This window comes from Bacillus sp. EU63 (assembly GCF_038592915.1).
Classification (GTDB): Bacteria; Bacillota; Bacilli; order Bacillales; family Bacillaceae; genus Bacillus; species Bacillus velezensis.
Window position 1 is genome coordinate 2,631,474 of the sequence record NZ_CP151944.1, and the last position, 18,379, is coordinate 2,649,852.

The following is an 18,379-nucleotide window of genomic DNA, read 5'->3' on the forward strand; positions in this document are numbered from 1 at the left end:
GCTTTAAATCATCATTCTTAATTTCTGAACATAACGTTTTTGATCTTTCAATCGTTTTTCTTGCTCCATGCGGATATCCTGGATATCTTTACGGAAATTAGCAAAGTTCAATGTTGGCTTTGCATATGGATTTAAGGGCTTGTATTGAATGGAAAGCAGCCTGACATCGTCTTCATAAGTCACACCGTATGCTGTATCAGCCAACACATGAAGTGTGTCTCCCTTCCAAAAATCATCTTGTATGTCAAGAAGCTTCGGCTCATAGATGTATTCATAATCCACTTCGATCTCCATCTTCGGGTAAGGATTCACGTATTTTTTAAGCGCCGTCATCATGCTGGATTCTTTTTTATAACGCTCGTCGCGCAACGGTTCCGCCCACCTCGGCATGCCATCAAGCAGGAACTTATCTTCGTCAGGGTGCTTGTAAAGGACTGGCTCAAAGACGTACTCCGTTTTTTTGCTGTCGGTGCTGCTGTTTTCCTTAATAGCTCCGAATCCCCGCGCCCGGGTAGAGCATCCTTCTGTCGATGTTTTAATTTTAATGCCGGGCATATTATAACGAGAATCGAGAGTGTGATTGATACGCTTTCCCATCTTTTTATAGATATAAATCTTGTAATTATCTACATCCAGCTCTAAACCGTAGTCTTCCACAATTTCGCTTATCAGCTCATTCGCAAACTTGTCACCAAAATTCTCCTGCTCTACACTTTTAAATTCACTTTCCTTGTCTTTGAAAATATAAGAGAATTTCGTTCCCTTCAATGTGAAATCAAGCATTTTTCTTACAGTCAATGTACCGCTGATCGTCTCTTCTACATAATGGTTATTCAAAACGGCAACGAAAACATGGCTTGCAGAAACTTTCTTGCTGAGTGTCTTTTCCTGATCGACTTCGATCATCGTAATAAAGTATTTTTGATGGTTAAATTTCTTTTCATCCAGGTAAAGAATATTGTCATTTATGAGCAAGTCATATTCAATGCCATTATCAGCAGTCCGAGTGATCGTAAACTCAATATCTTTTTTTCCGGTGGTGTCATCTAATAGATCCGGATCGGCACCAATGACTTCGACCACTTGATTTCCGCCCTGACTGGAAACATGCAGTTGAGGGAAGTAAACGTCTTTTGGCAAGTTTTGATTCAACGTAATGTCTTTACCGTCATATTCTTTACTTGGTATGTCCGGCTCAGGATCTGGTGTGCTCGGATTACTCGGTTCGTCTGGTACTCCCTCAGTTGTATCATATTTCGTTAATTTATAGGTGAAAATGAGGCTGTTCAATTTTGTTGCGTAATTTGGGTCGGTAGCATACCCGGCTTTGACGAGAGCCGCAGTTGCTTTCTGATAATCTGTTTCCCCGACGACAGCTTTATAATGGTTTTTGTCCCAGCTGAGGCCATTCAAGTACAGGTTCGCCAGGTCTTGTATAGATTCTTTCCATGAAGGGTACTTCCTGAATTTAGCCGGAACTTGTACGTTTTCTCCGTTGATAACTTCCCATGTTTGCATAATGACATATTGGCCGTTGTATTCGCCCTTCATACCGAAAAGGTTATGCCCTTTTGTCGCCAATTCACTTGTGCCCCAAGCGCTTTCTAAGCATCCTTGCGCAATGATCAGTGATGCGAGAATACGGTGCTTTTTATATATTTGCTGGGCGTCTCCGGCAATCTCTTTAACAAAATCTGTATTCGCCATACAAACCGCCTGCCTTACAAGTAATAGAGCCGCGTGTCAAATTCTATGACAAAATCATCGGCATTCTGAACTTCAAACTCATTCCATCCAATTTCGAGATTTGGCAGACGTCCAGATGTTTTTATTGGTTTATTATTGAGCAACGCGTACTGCTTTAGAAATGATACCTGCTGTGACTTCTTCAACTCCTGTTCAATCGTTAACTTTTCGCCATTGGTATGATTGATTAGCGTTACATTCTTCCCCTTGGCGTTCAATAGGACGTTATACGCGTGATCAAGAGGATTGATTTGGACGTCTCCGGAATTAAAGACAGAGAAATGTTTTTGATTCTTAAAATAATAGGCCAGATTGTCATCTGACCGCAGGTTCATACCGATATTCCAGTTCTCTCCTGACTGAGTTTGCGCTGTTTTGGTTGAATGTTTAGATTCTGCCATTCCGGTAATATTGGTAAACTCCACTGAGAAGCTCGCGCGTGTCTTCTCTTTTTCTTTCGGAATACTAAAATTCCCATCACAAGTGACAAGGAAACGGCGATTCGGCCATAAGTCAGTTGAAATATAATAGGAAAACGGCTTCACCAATAACGCATAAAGCTGATGCCTAAGCATATAAAAATTATTGTGAATGAATGAGTCCACATATATCTCCACAGTAACTTTTCTTGGCGAATAGGTCACATCCCGTGGGTGTTGTGCTGGGATAACTCCATGACGACGCGGGCTTGTAATTGTTTCCCGATTAATAATCGGCGCTTCCGCCAAAAAACTCAACACTTCAAATTGAGGGAGCAAGCTGTCAAGGCTCTGCTCCCCCAATCCGTTATTAAAATCCAAAAATAGCTTTACCAAGACGGCTTACCCCCGTTTCTATATTGTTTTCTTCTATATCGGTCAGCACTCGTTTGATCTACTCGGGCACCATCAATATAGGTGTTGTTATCTTTTAAGATCAGCTGTTGCAGTAGCTGAATGTTCTGCTGGAGAGCGTCGATCTGCTGCCCCATCATACTGATTTGCCTTTCTTGATTTTCCACGACCCGAGTCATATCAATATTGACGCTTTTATCATTTTCAGGCTGTGCCGCGGATGCTTTTTGAAGCAATAGTAAAGCCTTCGAGATCATCCCTTCCTGCAGAGAAGGCAGGACGCCAAGCTCACGCCCAACCCGCGCCCACAATCCGATGTTCCTTTCGCGGTATGCCGGATCTTTCGTAATGGTGGTTTCATCGTACCCTCGTTCATTGAGGACGGCGAGCTTGGAGCCGCCGCGCCCCGGAGAAGTACCGCCCTTTGCATACCCTACGTATGGGCCGCCGCGGGCCATTGATTTCAAGCCGGGATGATTTGATATGTCTCCATATCGCCCTTTGATGTAATTAATAGCAGCCAAAACGCTATCTACGGGATTCAAAATGTTGTTGTGACCCGGAAATGCATTTGAGGCAAACGTACTTGGAATCGTCTGCATTAGTCCCTGTGAAGGATTACCTGCCTTCCAGTTAGAGTCCCACCTGTTGACGACATTTGGATTCCCTCCGGACTCTTTCATGGCAATCGTGATCAAGCCGGGAACCCATGAAAACGGGACGCCAGCGATGCCGACGGCTTCTGTTACCCATTTTTGGACCTGGGCAGATCCGGTTGCGCCTTTATAGGCATCTGCCGTAAAAAATCCCACATCCGGCAAGACCCCTTTTAAGAATTGAAGGGCACCGCTTTTTAGCGTTTTGAGAATACCAGTCCCTAACCCGTCAATTCCGGTTCCTGTTTTAAACGGGATCATGCCTTTGAAAATGCTGCTGATTATCTTTTGCGGCCCTTTCATAATCATTTCCATAACGCTAGAAGCGACATCCTTCGTTTTGCCAATGACATTCTTCCCGACAGAGACAGCGCCTTTCACCAGCTTTTTTGATCCCTCAAACGCATTTTTGAAGAAGTTTCCGACCCCATTTGCATAACCGGGAAGCCCTGTGGCAGCTGCTTCTTTCGACTGAGCGTGCGGAAGAACAGACGTACCGCGCGGAAGATCCCACACTTGTGGGCCGCCCATTCCGACAATGTAAGTGCCGATACCGGGCGTGTGAGCAAGCTCCCATCCTTCCTCTCCGACTAATGCCCGGCCGCCGGGGTGGAAGTCTGTTCCTTTGGCATAGGCTAACCCCGGTGCGATTTGCATTGTAGAAGACTGGCGACTGTCGTAACCTGCCGGCTTCCACTGGGGAATTGTAGGAATGTGCATAAATTCCAAAACTGTATTTATGCCGTCAGTTATAGCGTTTACTTTGGTTGCTAAATCTACTTTTAACTGATCCCAGACACCTAGCACTTCACCTTTTTCCCAATCAACTTGACTGATATGGCCTTCAGCTTGTTTTTTTGCCTCTTCTACGACACCTTTATGAGTTTTCTCCGCTTCACTAATTGTCTTTTTAGCCTGACTCTTTGCATTTTTAACGGTTTTATCGTGTTCTTTCTTAGAAATAGAACCTTTCACATAATACTGTTCATCAGCGGCATCAATAACGGCATCACGTTGCTTCTCAGCGGCTTTTATTGTTTTATCTTTTGCCTTGTTACTGTTTTTTACTACGGCCGCCGCTTGTTTAGCAGAAAGATTAGACGTTTCTTCTTTTAATTTTTTCGAGATTTTGGTTTGCTCGTCCTTGCTACGTGAGAGTGCAGTCTCCATTTCAGCAAGCATTTTGCCTTGAATTTTAGCTATTTCTTTATTTTCTTTTTCCGTGGTTTTTCGATTTTCACGGGCGGCAGTCCTATAAATTTCATCTACTCGATCAACATACTTTTGGATCTTCTTTTGTTTTTTCTCGTTATAAGCATCAATTTTGCCAATGATTTTATTTTCTTCTTTATCAGACATCCCTTTATTAGAAGCATAAAATTCTTTTAGCACTTTAGTTGCATTGGTCGCGCTGGTTTTGTATCCGTTTTTCAAAGAATCTCCCATGTCTTTAAAGCGCTTTGACATGTCATCTGCGATATCGTTCGTGATGGTAGCATTGGTCGCTTTCAGGGTGTTCAGCTTGGCTGTAACCTCAATGTTCATGTCTTCATAGGCGTTGACGGCTTTTGCTGTGGATTTTGATACACCGTCTCCAAAATCAATTGTCGCCGGAAGCACTCGTTTCTTTAAATTGTCATAATACTTAAATCCGGCATCAGCTAAGAGGGTCACACCCGTAATGAGCGCGCCGACTGGTCCGCCCAACAACCCAAGTCCGCCACGTAAAAGACCGACAACAGCAGTGCCTTTTTTAAGTATGTTAAAGAGGCCGAAACCGCTTTTTGCAAGCTTCGTAAATCCGCCCGCTCCTTTTACTGCACTTAATCCTGTTTTGATAATTCCGGCGCCGAACTTTAACAGTTCAGGGGCAAAGGTGAGAACGAGGCCGGCAATTGTCCCGATTGGACCGCCGAAAAGAGTAAGCCCAGTACCGGCCACACGAGAGGCGCCGCCAAGCCCGCGCATCGCTTTCGAGCTTTTATTTGCCGATTGCTCCAGCCGGCCAACTCGTGTCGTTGCCACGGTGTTTGTTTGGTTGAGCCTTTCCATTCGGGTAGCTGCTACCGTTGCGGCAGTGGAAGTTGTCGCAATACCAGCTGCCGCTGTTCGGGATGCGGAGCCTGCCGCAACGGCTTCAGTCGTATAAACGCCGAGACTTGCCGATGCCCGATTGACGTTACCGGTTAAATATCCCCCCGCCGTACGGAGCATGTTCCATCCTGCTGCGATCTTCGGTAATGCCCCGATTAACAGCAAGGCAGCCCCGCCAAAAAGAGAAAATACTGTTACAGCTCCGGCCGTAATAGCAATTGTGCTTGCGACGGATTTCGGTAAGGCGTCGAACCATGTCACTAATGAAGTCAGGCCGTCAGTAGCAGCTCTGATGATCGGTATAAACTGGTTTCCCATGGTGATGACGGCATTGTTTGTTGCAGATTTCAGATATTCTACAGATCCGGCCAGGTTGTCCATCTGCGTGTCAGCCACTTTTTCAGCAATACCGCCGCTGTTTTCTATTTCCTTTGTGAATTCTTCCAGCTTATCTTTACCTGCATGCATGAGCGTGATAAATCCAGATATAGCATGTTGTCCGGCCAGCTGTTTAGCGATCCGGATCTGTTCTGTTTCAGTATAATTTTTTGTTTTCTCTGTGATCTGCCCCATGATGTCGGCCAGCGGGCGCATCTTTCCGGTAGAGTCTGTCACTTTTAAACCTAATTCTTCAATAGCCGAAGCCGCAGGTTTAGGCGGAGCCGCTAAACGAGTAAGCGTCGATCGAAGTGCTGTACCCGCCATGTCTGCCTTTATTCCGCTGTTTGCAAGAATACCGGTTGCCGCGGCCAATTCTTCCATACTGAGACCTGCTGTTTTAGCAGCCGGAGCCGCATATTTCATCGTTTGGCCAATCTCCTGCAAAGTGGCATTGGAGTTCGTGAACGTATACGTCATTGCATCAGCAACACGGTTTGTGTCCTCTGCCTTTATATGAAATTCGGTTAAGATGTCAGAAACGATATCAGCCGTTACGCCGAGGTCGGTTTGTCCGGCGGCTGCCGTCGCAAGCAAGCCGGGCATAGCGCCGATAATTTGGTTCGTCTTATAGCCGGCCATCGCTAAATACTGCATGCCTTCGGCTACTTGCCCATCCGTATACTGTGTGACGGCGCCAAGATGACGGGCTGTTTCTGTTAATGATGCCAATTGATCGTTTGTTGCGTTCGCCAAGGCGGCGACACGGCTCATATCTTTCTCGAAGCTCGCTGCGGCCTTAACGGTTGCACCGATCCCAAGCGCTCCGGCGGCACCAATTCCCGCTAATGCCTTTCCTGTGGCTTTTGCAGATTTATAAACAGCGTTCAGCTCTTTTGATACATCCTTTGAATCCTTTTTAAAAACAGAAAAAATTCCTGCAGCCCGACCGCTGCTGTCTGACATGGTCTGAAACTCTTTGCTGACTTTATTCAGCTCTTTACCGAGGTTCTCATGAACCGCAATAGCATCATTCAAACGCCGCGCCTGAATCTGTGTCTCTCGGTTGTCTTTTCCTTTTTGTCTGACCAGTTCTTCATACCGCTGACGGTGCTCTTGGACCAACCGGCCTTGAATCTTATACTTATTACTCAAGCCCTCCATCTGCGATTGCAGGAGCTTTGATTGATCACCAGCATTTTTATAGATGCTTCCGGCTGCCTTCATTTCTGAATTGGCCAGACGCATCTGCCTTTTTAAGCCTTCAATACCCCGGTTAAATCCTGTATCATCAAGGCCGACCTTAACGACCATATTTCCTATTGGTTGAGCCATATGTATCCACCCCGCTTTCCTGGCAAAGATTCAACAAAAAAGACAGGCTAAAAGCCCGTCTAAAAGAAGACATCTTCAAATTTCACTTCTTCTGGTTTATTGGTTTCGGTCAATATCTCTAAATAGTGATATATGTCCATCTCGTCAATTGCACTCATACTCCACCCTTGTTGTAGGAGAGTGGCGTAAATTTCATTTATCTGCTCTATTCCGCGCTCGTAGGTGTATTCTTCTCCGTCTGTTCCGGCAAAAAATCCTGATCAGCATCCTCAATTTTTTTATAGCCGGCAACTTCCGAGAGAATGCGGCTTATTTCCTTAGTCACTTCAAAAGATTCCAGCCCCTCAAATAATTGATCGTAAGTAAATTGGTTCCGGAATAGCCCAACAATAAATTGCAGCTGTTTTTCAAGAATCTTGATGCTTTTCTCCAAATTTTCTGCTGTTTTTTCAGCTTCTGCGTTCAACCGTAATGCTTCAATAAGTGTTTTCGTATTTGTCCGAGGTGCAATAAATGTTTTCAATTTCTTTTCATCTTCGAACCATAGTTTGATTGAAATATGTTTTTGAGCCATGTCGACTCCTCCTTTTAATTGTTATAGAAATTAAAAAGGAAGCACTCTGCTTCCCTTTTTAAGCGCCAAGATCAGTGCTTTTACTTGCTTTGGGTTCATCTTTAGATGAAGTGTAGGCGTTGCCGTATACCTTTTCATAAAACTTGTCTAAATCGAAATTAGGCGCGTCTTCATCTGCGATGATTTTATACACGTCATCCTGCTCTCTTTCAAGAAACTCCGCGGACAATTTAGAGGTCTGGAAGTCTATTTTTTCTTTTTTTGTACTCCAGTCATCATCCGGCAAAGTAAATCGACCTTGAACTAAGCCTACATGACGTTTTTTTCCGTTTGCTTTGACACCAAAGAAGGTAATCGCGATCCACGGCGGAGTAACGTTTTTCTTGAAAAGATATAGACCGTCTTTGGTTTCCTCTATCCCAAATAAATTGACAAGGTGTTCCGGCGGTACGTCTCGCATTTCTAAGTCGAGTTTCGTTGAGCCAGTCGAGACAGCTAAATCAGCTACTTTGTTATCTGCGTACTGTTTTTCTGTAGATGAATCGGTTGCCATCTTTGCGTTGATAGCATGTGGATAATCAATGATCTTGCTGGCGATCCACAAGCCTTCTTTTTTGATTAATGGTGAATACTTAACGCCTTCCAATCCCACCATAGAACTGTATTCGGGCATGATAAAACCTCCAATTATAATAAAATATTGGCCTCGAACCGATAACCTTTTCGAATGAGGCGCTCAGATTGTAAAAACTCATTAATAGGACCATAAGTCTGGAAATCAAAACTTCCCATTACATCAACGACAGCAGCCATTACGGATTCACAAGACTGATTGTGGTACGCATCAATCTGATATAGCGTGCTGTCCTGGATAGGCTTACCGTCTGCCCATTTGGTTGTTCGATAATCTAATTCTTGTACGACAATATAAGGCGGCTGGCTTTTTATCCCTTCCGGCACTGCCAATTCATAGATATTGCCGGGGTCAACCAATGATAAAAGCGCCGGATGGGCTTCCAGCGCTTCAAATAAACTTTTTTTCAATTGTGCAGCTCGTTCGATAAGATTCACAGCTTGTATCCCGCCTTTATGACTTTTTCCATAGCATCAAGCATCTTGCCATTCGCCTTTACCATACTCCGGTGAATAAATGGATTGGCAGCTTGATGGAGCGTGCCGAATTCCGGCAAGTGAACACGGAATTTTGTATCTTTTGTAGGGCCTACAACTGCGTATATCTCTCCGTCTTCATCCCGCCTGATACGGCTGCCGACTATAATATCATCGTCAATGTGCGGATGACTTCCGCCAATGGAAGAGCGTGGAGCTTCCTCGTTAATTTCCGCAGCCAAAACAGCCCCTCCGGCTTTCACTGCTGCTTTATGAATCTTTTCATCCTTACGGGCCAGATCAGCGAAAGTAGATTCAAGCTCTCTAAACCCTTTCAATTCCAGTTCAAAGTTCATCGGCTCACCACATTCGCTTTAATCGTAATGAAATGCCGCCGCGAATAATTCGGCAAGATAGCCTCAATTTCATATGAATCGCCCTGAAAGACGATTCGCATATGTTCATTGATATCTTCCCGGTGCCGGATTGTAAATTGAACTGTTTTTTCTTTTTGTATGGCCGCTGCAGCATAATATTCCCGGCCTTTTAAGCCTTCCGCCTTTGCCCAGCATTCAATAACTGTTTCCCAGCTATCATTTCCCTCCACAGGCAGACGGCCGCCGGGCTTCTTTTTTTGAAATTGAATGCGATACCGCATATCATTCAGCATTAGCCTTCACCTCTGGAACTACATATTTCAACTGATTGATCATCATAGTCAGCACCCCATCAAGATTGGATGTCGTGCCGGCAATCTCCCGGTTTTCATACCAATGCGTCACAAAAGCTTTTACACACATAGCTGCTCGTGCTGAGTTATTCGGAAATGTAAGGCCAGTAGCACCTGTTATATGTTCTTTTGCTGATGCGATAAAGTCTAAAATCAAATCATCCTCCAGATCACCATCGACCCGGAGGAATTTTTTCACTTTCTTTAATTCTATTTTTTCTGCTTCTGTCATCTGGCATCACCTGCCTTTCATTCTGCAGGAGTGGCGGATTTCAGTTCATCAATTTGTTTTTGCATACCATCAAGCACAGCCTTCACTTCACTGTTCAGATGATCCAACATGATGCTGCCACTGCCAACGTTTTTGCTGCGAACTGATTTTTCGCCCAGCATTTCATGTGCAATGCTACCCTCTTCAATGACAGCAGGATCACCTTTTTCACCTTTCGGGCCTGGCTCGCCTGGCTCGCCTTGGGGTCCTGGAGGTCCCGGTTCACCTTGAGGTCCTGGTTCACCCGGATCACCCTTTAGGCCTTTTACGTAGAGAGGATTTTCTTCGCTGTTATCAGCAACCGAAATGTCAGTGATCGGCACTCCTTTACCGTTGTCCCTCGCAGAAGTTAATACACCGTTACTTTCGTTCAGAATATTGTCTAATTTCGCCATGTCGATCAATCCTTTCAATTTCAATTTTTATTTTTATTTTCCAAGATCAGCAGACTGTTCAGGCGTTTCTACCTTTGCGTCTTCCCCGACGACAAGATCAGTGACAATGACGGCTGCCTCCGGATCTACTACTTTTCCGTCGAAACGTTCAATACCACGGAAATATGTCTGATCCGTAAGAAAAGCGTCTCCGCCTACGTCAGTTGATTTGATTTCGAATTTTTGACGGTCAAACATGAAATAGCCGCGCTTAAAATCACCAAATAGAATGTGCGTTTTCTGGGTTTTATCATCCGTAAGGATTTCGTCATAGACTTCAACAGGACGGCCGAAGAGCAAAAAGTTGTCCTCGTTTCTCGGATCTTCTGCTAAAATGCCACGACCGTTTTTATCTTCAATATTAGCCAGCGTTTCAAAAGCCTCCGTATTCATCACCCAAACTGCGCTGCGGCGATAACCGCGGTTAATTTGGTTTTTAACCTTGCGTAGAAATTTAATCGTAATTACAGATGGCGCTTTAAGCGTTTTGTATTTTCCGCTGGTAATGATGCCTTCAACATTCGTCTCCCCGCCTTTTCCATAAAAGACTTCATCGTTTTCTGTTACGATGGCAGATTCAGAGAGCCAGTCTACAATCTCACGAACGAAGTTTACAAATGAATCATTTAATAGCTCGCTGGGAGCAGGCATAAATCCGGCGAATTTTTTGACGTTGTACCAGACTTGATCGAATTCCATGTTTTTCAATTCTTTAATTTGTTCTTTTTCGGCTGTATTATAGAGTTTTCCAGCTACACCCTTTCGAACTGTATAACTCCCCGACGGAGCTGTTTTAGGCACAACACGAACCAGATTACGAACAGAGTTTAGCTCCTGAATGGACTTCAAGATTTCTTTTGAAATGTCATCCGGTACAGTGTATCCCCCATCTTTATCACTTCCAGAAGACAACGAGCGATTTTCCTTCAGAACACGCTGCATCATACTTCTTTCTTCTTCTCCGAGGTCATGACTGCGTCCGGTTAACACTTTAAACCAAGCATCCCGGTACTCATTTGTGGCTGTTAAGATGTCGCGCTGTTCCGGTTTCTCATCAGGTTTTCGTTCAAGTTCCGGTACAAAGTTTCGCTCTTCATCCAAAGCCGGCAGTTCCAAGTCGCGTTCTTCTGACATCAGTTCGATTTGTCTTTGCAGCGCCTTCGCTTCATCAAGCATGCTGCGGGCTTCTTCGGACTTTCCTTCATCCAAAAGATTGGATGCCTCTTGTTTTTTCTGTGTGAATTTTTGTCTTAATTCACGTTCTTTTTTTGTCATTGCTACTGGCATTCAGGTATCCTCCTTATATTTGAACATAAAAATAGACCTACAATGTGAGGTCTAAAAGCTCAAGTTCCATTTTCAATTTTTCAATTGGGGCAGTCCGCATTTCTTTTAACTGCTCCACTTTTTCTAAACTGCGTTCACCAATCACTGCCTCCGTATCGCTATAAGCAGGCGTCGTTACGAGAGAAATGTCAAAGATACGTTCGATATTATTGATGCGGCGTTCATAAATGTCCTCTTCATCATTATGTCGCCATTCGTCCGGATCTCCTTGACTGTAATCCAAAGAAAAAGCAAAAGAACACTGATTAACGACTCCGCTTCTAACATTCACCATTAAATCTTTCGCGTATGACGTGTCTGTAGGGATAAAACGGAACTTGAGACCTATTGCGTCTGTTTCTAGCTCCAGCCTCCCTACGTCCTCAGAAACGGTATTTCTCGCTAAGGGATAATCCTGACGGTGGTTAAAAAGAGCGACTACGTTAGAAAGGTCTGCGGAATCCAGGGCATTCCGGCTGATGATTTCTTTAAACCATCCTCCCAACGGCTCGGACCATTTTTCGAATTTCAAAGCGTACCCCTCAATAAAATGCCTTTTTTCTTCGCCTTCACCGGCAGAGCGCAACTCAATTTTCGTTGTCAGATGACGTACTTCCTTGCTCATGTTTGCCATCACCTCCTTTACTTGAGCCAGCTTTGTTCATTTGATACTGCTCCAATGAGTCAAGGAAGGTATAGTTAAGCGACACAAGGTGCCTATCACCGTGTTCAATCGCATTTTTCTCTTCCAGTGCACGAATTTCATTGATATTTAAGGCGCCGATCCGTTCCATAATTTCGTAATACTCGGCCCTTGATTTTGCATCACCGCGCAGCTCGCTGTTTACATTGAATTTGATGTAAAATCCTTCATTTATTTCACCATCAGTAAAAAGCTTTGTGATGATTTCCTGTTCAAAGGATACCAGCCAAGGATGCAGCGTATTTTTCACATACTCAATGGACTGGTGCTCAATATTGTTGAAAGTAGCCCGATCCAGTTCATTAATTTTGTGCAGAGGGACTTTATAGATAGACGCAATTTGTGCTTTGTTGAATTTCATCGACTCCACAAATTGCGCTTCTTGTAAAGGCATTGAAATTGATTCATATGAAAGACCGGCATCAATAATTGCGATGTTGCGGCCCGCATTGACTTTTTCCCATTCATCTCTAGCCCGATTTTTTGCGTCTTCATCAATTAAGGTTGGGACTTTCAATATTCCCCGGGGAGTAGCATCATTTTTATACAATTTCGCATTAAATTTGGTTGCAGCAGACTGAGCACCGATATGTTCCCTTATGACGCCTATCGGACTTTTCCCGTTAATCCCGTCTTCTGTCATACCCTTGAAATGCAGGACCTCATCCGCATATAATTCAACACTTTTTGAATTAATGACCGTTTCATACCACAGTAGACCGTTGTTCGGATTTACATAGGCCTGTGTATTGGCTGGATTTAACGGTAATAATGCTATGATTTTACCTGTTTTATCTACTTTGATATAAGAGTAGGCATTTCCCCAAAGACAGACGTGAATCATCATTAGCTTTTTCCATGTGAAAGCCGTCATGTAACGATTAGGCTTCAAATAGAGTAATTGAGCAACAGGATGTTTCATGCTGCTGATAATATCACCTTGGCGACTTTTGAACGTATGGACTGAAAGCTTAGCAATGTCATCAGACAATACATTCACACATGAATAGACATCAGGATGAATTAAGGCGGTTGATTCGCTCACACGTTCACCGCTGGCCGTCTTTGAGCCGCCGAACATATCAATGATCCAGTCAGGAGGGTTCGCAAGATTCCAAGTCTCTGATTCATTTGATCTTTTTGAAAACAGCCCTTCCAAAAACAATCAATCACCCCCTTTTTTTGCTAATTAACACCGCATAAAATATAAAAAAGACACCCGTCGTCAAAAGACCGATGTTTGTATGCAAGCGATATGCGGCGCACGCTATAAATGCTGCACCTGTGATAAAAAGAAAATCGTTTAACAGAAGCAGCATGAATGCGAATATTTTTTTCACGATTACACCGCCCTTAGAAAGAGAATGACGCTGATTTGATATATGAGTTCAGGTCTACTTCATTATCAGTTTGAGAAGCTCGTACATAAGCATTAATCAATGCGGCTACAGGATCAATCCGTTGTGTTGATTTGGATTTATCCAGCATGATATTCTCTTGAGCATCTACTTTAGTTACTGCGTTCCCCATCGCCCAAGTTAGCAGTGAATTTTTCGGATGAATGACTTTTTTTGATTTCACCTTAGCTCTGAAGCCTTTAGTCGGTTCTGATAGAGTAGCAACACCCTGACGAATTTCAATCATTACATACCCGTCCGCCTCCATCTGCTGAGCAAACTGCGTCGCATTGTATGGATCATATCCAATTTCTTTGATACGCCAGCCGTTTTCCTGCTCCATCTTTTTGATGTAAGCCCTGATGTAATCATAATCAACAACAGCCCCGTCAGTTGTCGTAAGCCATCCCCTATCTTTCCATGTGTCATACGGGACGTTGTCGGTTTTCATTCGCTCAAAAAAAGTATCTTCCGGCATAAAACTGTGGCTTTCCACAGCAACCCGCCCATCATCCAGAGGAAAAACAAAAGATGCTGCAGTTAAGTCGATTGTTTTTGACAAGTCGATACCGACGTAACACTCCCTGTTTTTCAGATCCGGAATTTTATCAGAACCGCAGTCCGTCCAGGCCTGCATATCCATATAGCCGTTTTCCCGCATGTTTACCCAGATGTTCATGTTTTTGGTCATGAAATTTCTCATTTTTTCCGGGACAGCAAGCGCGACCTCCAATTCCCCACGTAAATAATTCAAACCGTGCTCATTGGCAGCGACAATCGGATTCGCTTTAATCCAGTTCTTTTCATCCTTGACGTCATCGCCTTTATCAAGCTCATTGACCATTACAAAATATTGCTCGTTCTGTTCGACCTTATTCGGGTCCAGTATGCGAGACACGTAGTCATATTCCACACGATAAGCAGGATTATTTAATTCAAAGCCGGCCGTCGTAATAATTAACATTAATGGCTGGGCGCGGGCGGCCATACCAGAGGCCAGGACGTCATAAATTTCTGAGGTTTTATGAGCATGGTATTCGTCTATGATGCCGCATTGTGGGTTAAACCCGTCTCCGGTCTTCCCAGCATCTTTAGAAAGCGCCTCAATTTTCGACTGTGTTTTGGGATGCTCAATTTTTCCATATGCAATCCGATATTTTTTTTCCGGCTTGTTCAAAAGGTCGCTTTGCATGATCTGCGCCTTAATTTCATTCCAGCAGATTTTTGCTTGTTCGGTTTTTGTAGCCCCAATGTATACCTCGGACATATATTCATCGTTGGCCATCGTCTCATAGGAACCAACACAGGCCAGGCTCTGGGTTTTGGTGTTTTTACGGCCGACCTGCCAATATACCTTTTTAAATCGTCGGTAGCCGGTATCCTTATGCACCCAGCCGTACACATTACCAAAGATGAAAATTTGAATAGGTTCAGGAACAATATTTTCACCCTGTAATGGCCCTTTCGTATGTTTAAATTGTGTCATCCAGTAAAGGAACCGACGAGCTTTTTCGTCATCAAACACATATGGGAATTCCCTTGTGCCTTCCCTACTCACATCATTTAAAAAACGCTGGCAAGCCCATATGTGTTTTTCGCATGCCACAATCTCACCCGATATCACATCGCGCGAGTAATCAAGTAGAAACTGTTTGATTGTATTCATACATTTTTAAACTCCTTTTCTGCAGCTGTTTTCTCTCGTTCTTCCTGTGTACGAGTGATAGCAAGCTTTGCCCGGGCAGACGGAGTCAGGCCGAAGTCATTAGCGGCCGATTTCATCTGATCATAATAGTTTTTTTGCCGCTTTAATAAAGGATGTTCTTCCCCTATTAACTTGATAAGATTGCCCTCTTCATCCTCGCCTTCTGTATGGACCATAATCCCGTCTTCTTCAATCACTTTTGATATAGAAATATACTGAGAGTAGGCGTTGCAGTAGGCGGCCAACATGCTGATGTCCGCTTCCGTGATGATCTCGACCTCAGCCAGTAAAGCAGCAACTCGTTTGAATTCTTTTTTTCCGACTTTATCCAACCACGTTGGCGGTTTTATATTATCGGATCGCATTTTCAACTTTTTCTCGTGCTCTGCCCGGGCAGCCAGCTCTTCCGTATTCTTTTTATTTGGGTTGCCTTGTATCAATTGAAGCGTCGCTGATTTTGCAGGCCTCGGCATATACTCACCTCATTTCTTGTCAAAAAAGTTGCATTTTCCGCTTGTTTTTTTCGCCAATCGTGATACGATGAAATCAACAACAAAACCAGTCGCACCAAGCCCTCTCGGCAAATTTGCCGAGGGGGCTTTCTGCTGTTTTCGGAACTTTGAAAAGCGGTGTTTGTTTGCAGAAGGGGGATCGCCGTTCTCCATTCGTTTCCCTTCCAGAGATTTGTTAGGGGGGGATGGTCACTAGCCCTTACTGCCGTGCGCTTTGTTGTGACAGGCATTACACAAACTTTCAAGATTATTTATGTCTAATCTCTTCGACCAATCTTGCTTTACTTCCACGATATGATGCACCATGTCAGCCGGAGTGAAGCAATGATCTTTCAAACAATGCTGACAGAGATAATTGTCTCGTATCAAAGCAAGTTGTCTTGTTCGTTTCCATTCAGTTGATTTATAAAAACTTGTTATTGTTTTGTTTCTTGAATGTTTGTTGTAATGTTTTATTTCTTCCTGTTGTTGTGTCTTGTGTGTATCACAGTACCGGTCACGGGTGAGACTGGAGCATCCGCGAGCAGCGCATATCCTTAGAGGTTTAAGGGGCATCCCTTCCACCTCGCTCATTCCTGTTATAAAAGTTCTCTTTCCATAATAGCCTCGGTGGTATGAATTCCCCTTTCTCATCCCTATCTTTAACCCCTAAACTCTCATATGGAAGATGCAATAATCCTTTAACCTTACTGTATGGATGCATTTCGCTTATACGTGCAATACGTTCAACTGCTAATAGGTTATGCAATCCATAGTCACCAAGGTACCCTAAAGCCTCTACGACATCAGCATCCTGCCAAGGGCAACCTGAGACACGCAATTGGTATAAACCCTCATGTATCATTGCTGTAGTTATATTGTGCTTTGTGGCAGTGTTATAAGCTTGCACGCGTAAATCCTCATCAAATTGCATGGTGACCTCCTAAAAAAATAAAACACCTTTCCAAAGAGCAGAAAGGCGCTACTGATTAATGCTTTTATTCTTTTGATCAATTAACGGTTTCATAAGAACTTCAATCTGCGCCTTCACCTTTTCATATTCAGTAAGGAGACTGGCAGCTTTCTTTACTCTTTTTGCTTTTCTGTATTGGTTTCTTATTGTTCTTATCCTCTTTAGAAGAGATCTGATATGAGGATTTGTTACAGAGTAAACCGTTTTATGATGGCAAGCTGGGCATTGAATGAACCCCACAACGACACTATTTGCTTCTTTACACTCAAATAATTCGATCTCGTGATTTGCTCCGCATTGTTCGCATTTGCTAAAAGGTTTCATGATTTATCCCTCTATTCCTTAAAATTGGGTGCTCATATGGTTTCCTAGATTCACAAAGCCGGTTAATAATTTTCCGTCCTTATGTAATTCCTCTGCAACCTCTAAAGGAATGAGTTCGTCACACACAATGCTTTCATATTCTGATAGGTCCTTTCCATCCCAATACCCAATAAAGATTAAGTCTGGATGGATCTTTTTATAGTGATCTGCCATTGCTCGATTCGTAAGGACAGGAGCTTTGTTTTTTCGTGCAAAATCAATTAGTGCAGATGTTTTCCCTATACACCTTTGCCGACCTGGTTTGACATGAATGACCTCATTGCTTTCTGCTGCTTTTTCCAACAAATCAGAAATACTCATATGTGCAAGGTTCAAGTCAAATGCCATCTATTTGATCCCCCTTTAATAGTTCCAGTCTTTCGTCACGATTAGAAGTTTCTGCCCAATTATTAAACTCCTGAATTCCTATATTGACGCGTTGCAGGTGCAACTGCTTTTGTTTCTCGTTCAATTCGATTTTCCTTTGACTGATTTCAATGTCATAATTAATCTGTTTCAAAAGAAGCTCTTGTTCAGTGCGCCACGCTTTAAATTGATCGACATATAAATTATCTTCGGTCATGGTTAATCCCTCCAATAGAAAAAGCGCCCTCCCGATTGGGAAAGCGCTTGGTATATTCTTTCTAAACTGTCCCCGCACTCAAGCCGTTAACCGCCAATTGTTCTCCCTGAGATTTACCGGACGCAGTTTACAGAGAACATAAAAAAGCGACCCCGCTCATCAGCAGTGCCGCTTCCTTTGATTTATTACCTATTACCATAATACCTTATCTAAAACAAAATGGTGTGCCGTTATCGTGCCATCTTTCTGCCAAAATCTTTTTAGTACATTCCTTTTTGCTCTGCCGCAGTCATCCCGCTCACCTCCTAAAAATTGATACCGCGAGAAACTTCGAATTTTTCTATTTATCCCACAATTTACAAATGATCATGTTCGATTCTAATTAGGCCTTTTTCATCGTCAGTCGTTTTGCATGCTGGACATACATAGCGATAAAGACTATATGTCATTTCTTCATGTGCAACGAGCAGCTCCATTTCAGTAATTGGGTTGCACTTCGGACAATGTTTCACTTCGCAACAACCTCCCTCATCTCTTATTAATGATACCACGGAAAAGGGACAAGATTTTCCACATAACCCAATTAATCATAACTTATATTGTGTCCAATTCCCCGAATCGCTGAATCCTTTGCCACCGCTATGTTTAATTCATTTCTCTAAAATGAGTTTGACATT

The 18,379-nt window shown here is 43.5% G+C and carries 20 protein-coding genes; all 20 read right to left on the minus strand.

Translation table 11 applies throughout. From position 1 onward, the window contains the following. Positions 1–3: 3 nt before the first annotated feature. Complete coding sequence (locus NYE38_RS12980; protein WP_340802348.1) at positions 4–1,707, minus strand: phage tail spike protein; 1,704 nt, start codon at positions 1,705–1,707, stop codon at positions 4–6. 14 nt (positions 1,708–1,721) lie between these two features. Continuing rightward, on the minus strand, positions 1,722–2,561 hold the full coding sequence (locus NYE38_RS12985) for a phage tail domain-containing protein (protein WP_340802346.1): 840 nt from the start codon (positions 2,559–2,561) through the stop codon (positions 1,722–1,724). Then, positions 2,555–7,042, minus strand: a complete 4,488-nt coding sequence (locus NYE38_RS12990; RefSeq protein ID WP_340802343.1) for a phage tail tape measure protein — start codon at positions 7,040–7,042, stop codon at positions 2,555–2,557. The genes NYE38_RS12985 and NYE38_RS12990 overlap by 7 nt, the downstream gene beginning before the upstream one ends. A 205-nt stretch (positions 7,043–7,247) precedes the next feature. Beyond that, positions 7,248–7,616 (minus strand): hypothetical protein, encoded by a 369-nt coding sequence (locus tag NYE38_RS12995; protein ID WP_061890675.1) that lies wholly within the window; start codon positions 7,614–7,616, stop codon positions 7,248–7,250. 58 nt (positions 7,617–7,674) lie between these two features. Then, positions 7,675–8,289 (minus strand): major tail protein, encoded by a 615-nt coding sequence (locus tag NYE38_RS13000; RefSeq protein ID WP_014305137.1) that lies wholly within the window; start codon positions 8,287–8,289, stop codon positions 7,675–7,677. 14 nt (positions 8,290–8,303) lie between these two features. After that, the gene (locus tag NYE38_RS13005) at positions 8,304–8,687 is read right to left on the minus strand and encodes a DUF3168 domain-containing protein (protein WP_340802341.1); all 384 of its coding nucleotides are present in this window, start codon (positions 8,685–8,687) and stop codon (positions 8,304–8,306) included. Continuing rightward, on the minus strand, positions 8,684–9,082 hold the full coding sequence (locus tag NYE38_RS13010; RefSeq protein ID WP_014305139.1) for an HK97-gp10 family putative phage morphogenesis protein: 399 nt from the start codon (positions 9,080–9,082) through the stop codon (positions 8,684–8,686). Before NYE38_RS13010 ends, NYE38_RS13005 begins: the two co-directional genes overlap by 4 nt. Next, positions 9,079–9,396: a phage head closure protein gene (locus NYE38_RS13015; RefSeq protein WP_025852580.1), complete on the minus strand. Its 318-nt coding sequence runs from the start codon at positions 9,394–9,396 to the stop codon at positions 9,079–9,081. Before NYE38_RS13015 ends, NYE38_RS13010 begins: the two co-directional genes overlap by 4 nt. Beyond that, complete coding sequence (locus tag NYE38_RS13020) at positions 9,386–9,688, minus strand: head-tail connector protein (protein ID WP_069007359.1); 303 nt, start codon at positions 9,686–9,688, stop codon at positions 9,386–9,388. The genes NYE38_RS13015 and NYE38_RS13020 overlap by 11 nt, the downstream gene beginning before the upstream one ends. A gap of 17 nt (positions 9,689–9,705) precedes the next feature. Then, positions 9,706–10,122, minus strand: a complete 417-nt coding sequence (locus NYE38_RS13025; RefSeq protein WP_065522646.1) for a hypothetical protein — start codon at positions 10,120–10,122, stop codon at positions 9,706–9,708. Between the two features lie 33 nt (positions 10,123–10,155). Then, a complete protein-coding gene (locus tag NYE38_RS13030; RefSeq protein ID WP_340802335.1) occupies positions 10,156–11,448 on the minus strand; it encodes a phage major capsid protein in 1,293 nt (430 codons plus the stop codon). Between the two features lie 37 nt (positions 11,449–11,485). Next, on the minus strand, positions 11,486–12,112 hold the full coding sequence (locus NYE38_RS13035) for an HK97 family phage prohead protease (RefSeq protein ID WP_015387941.1): 627 nt from the start codon (positions 12,110–12,112) through the stop codon (positions 11,486–11,488). Next, entirely contained in the window at positions 12,075–13,355 is a 1,281-nt protein-coding gene (locus tag NYE38_RS13040) for a phage portal protein (protein ID WP_015387940.1), read from the minus strand. Before NYE38_RS13040 ends, NYE38_RS13035 begins: the two co-directional genes overlap by 38 nt. A 188-nt stretch (positions 13,356–13,543) precedes the next feature. Then, entirely contained in the window at positions 13,544–15,253 is a 1,710-nt protein-coding gene (locus NYE38_RS13045; RefSeq protein WP_340802333.1) for a terminase TerL endonuclease subunit, read from the minus strand. Continuing rightward, entirely contained in the window at positions 15,250–15,765 is a 516-nt protein-coding gene (locus NYE38_RS13050) for a phage terminase small subunit P27 family (protein ID WP_340802331.1), read from the minus strand. The genes NYE38_RS13045 and NYE38_RS13050 overlap by 4 nt, the downstream gene beginning before the upstream one ends. A 9-nt stretch (positions 15,766–15,774) precedes the next feature. Then, positions 15,775–15,957, minus strand: coding sequence for a hypothetical protein (locus NYE38_RS13055; protein ID WP_340802328.1), 183 nt, complete (start codon positions 15,955–15,957; stop codon positions 15,775–15,777). A 39-nt stretch (positions 15,958–15,996) separates the two neighbouring features. Beyond that, positions 15,997–16,359, minus strand: a complete 363-nt coding sequence (locus NYE38_RS13060; protein ID WP_076982849.1) for an HNH endonuclease — start codon at positions 16,357–16,359, stop codon at positions 15,997–15,999. Then, on the minus strand, positions 16,349–16,717 hold the full coding sequence (locus NYE38_RS13065; RefSeq protein WP_069007363.1) for a hypothetical protein: 369 nt from the start codon (positions 16,715–16,717) through the stop codon (positions 16,349–16,351). The genes NYE38_RS13060 and NYE38_RS13065 overlap by 11 nt, the downstream gene beginning before the upstream one ends. A 381-nt stretch (positions 16,718–17,098) precedes the next feature. Next, positions 17,099–17,467, minus strand: coding sequence for a hypothetical protein (locus tag NYE38_RS13070; RefSeq protein WP_069007365.1), 369 nt, complete (start codon positions 17,465–17,467; stop codon positions 17,099–17,101). Continuing rightward, positions 17,457–17,702: a hypothetical protein gene (locus NYE38_RS13075; RefSeq protein ID WP_069007366.1), complete on the minus strand. Its 246-nt coding sequence runs from the start codon at positions 17,700–17,702 to the stop codon at positions 17,457–17,459. Before NYE38_RS13075 ends, NYE38_RS13070 begins: the two co-directional genes overlap by 11 nt. Positions 17,703–18,379: the final 677 nt, after the last annotated feature.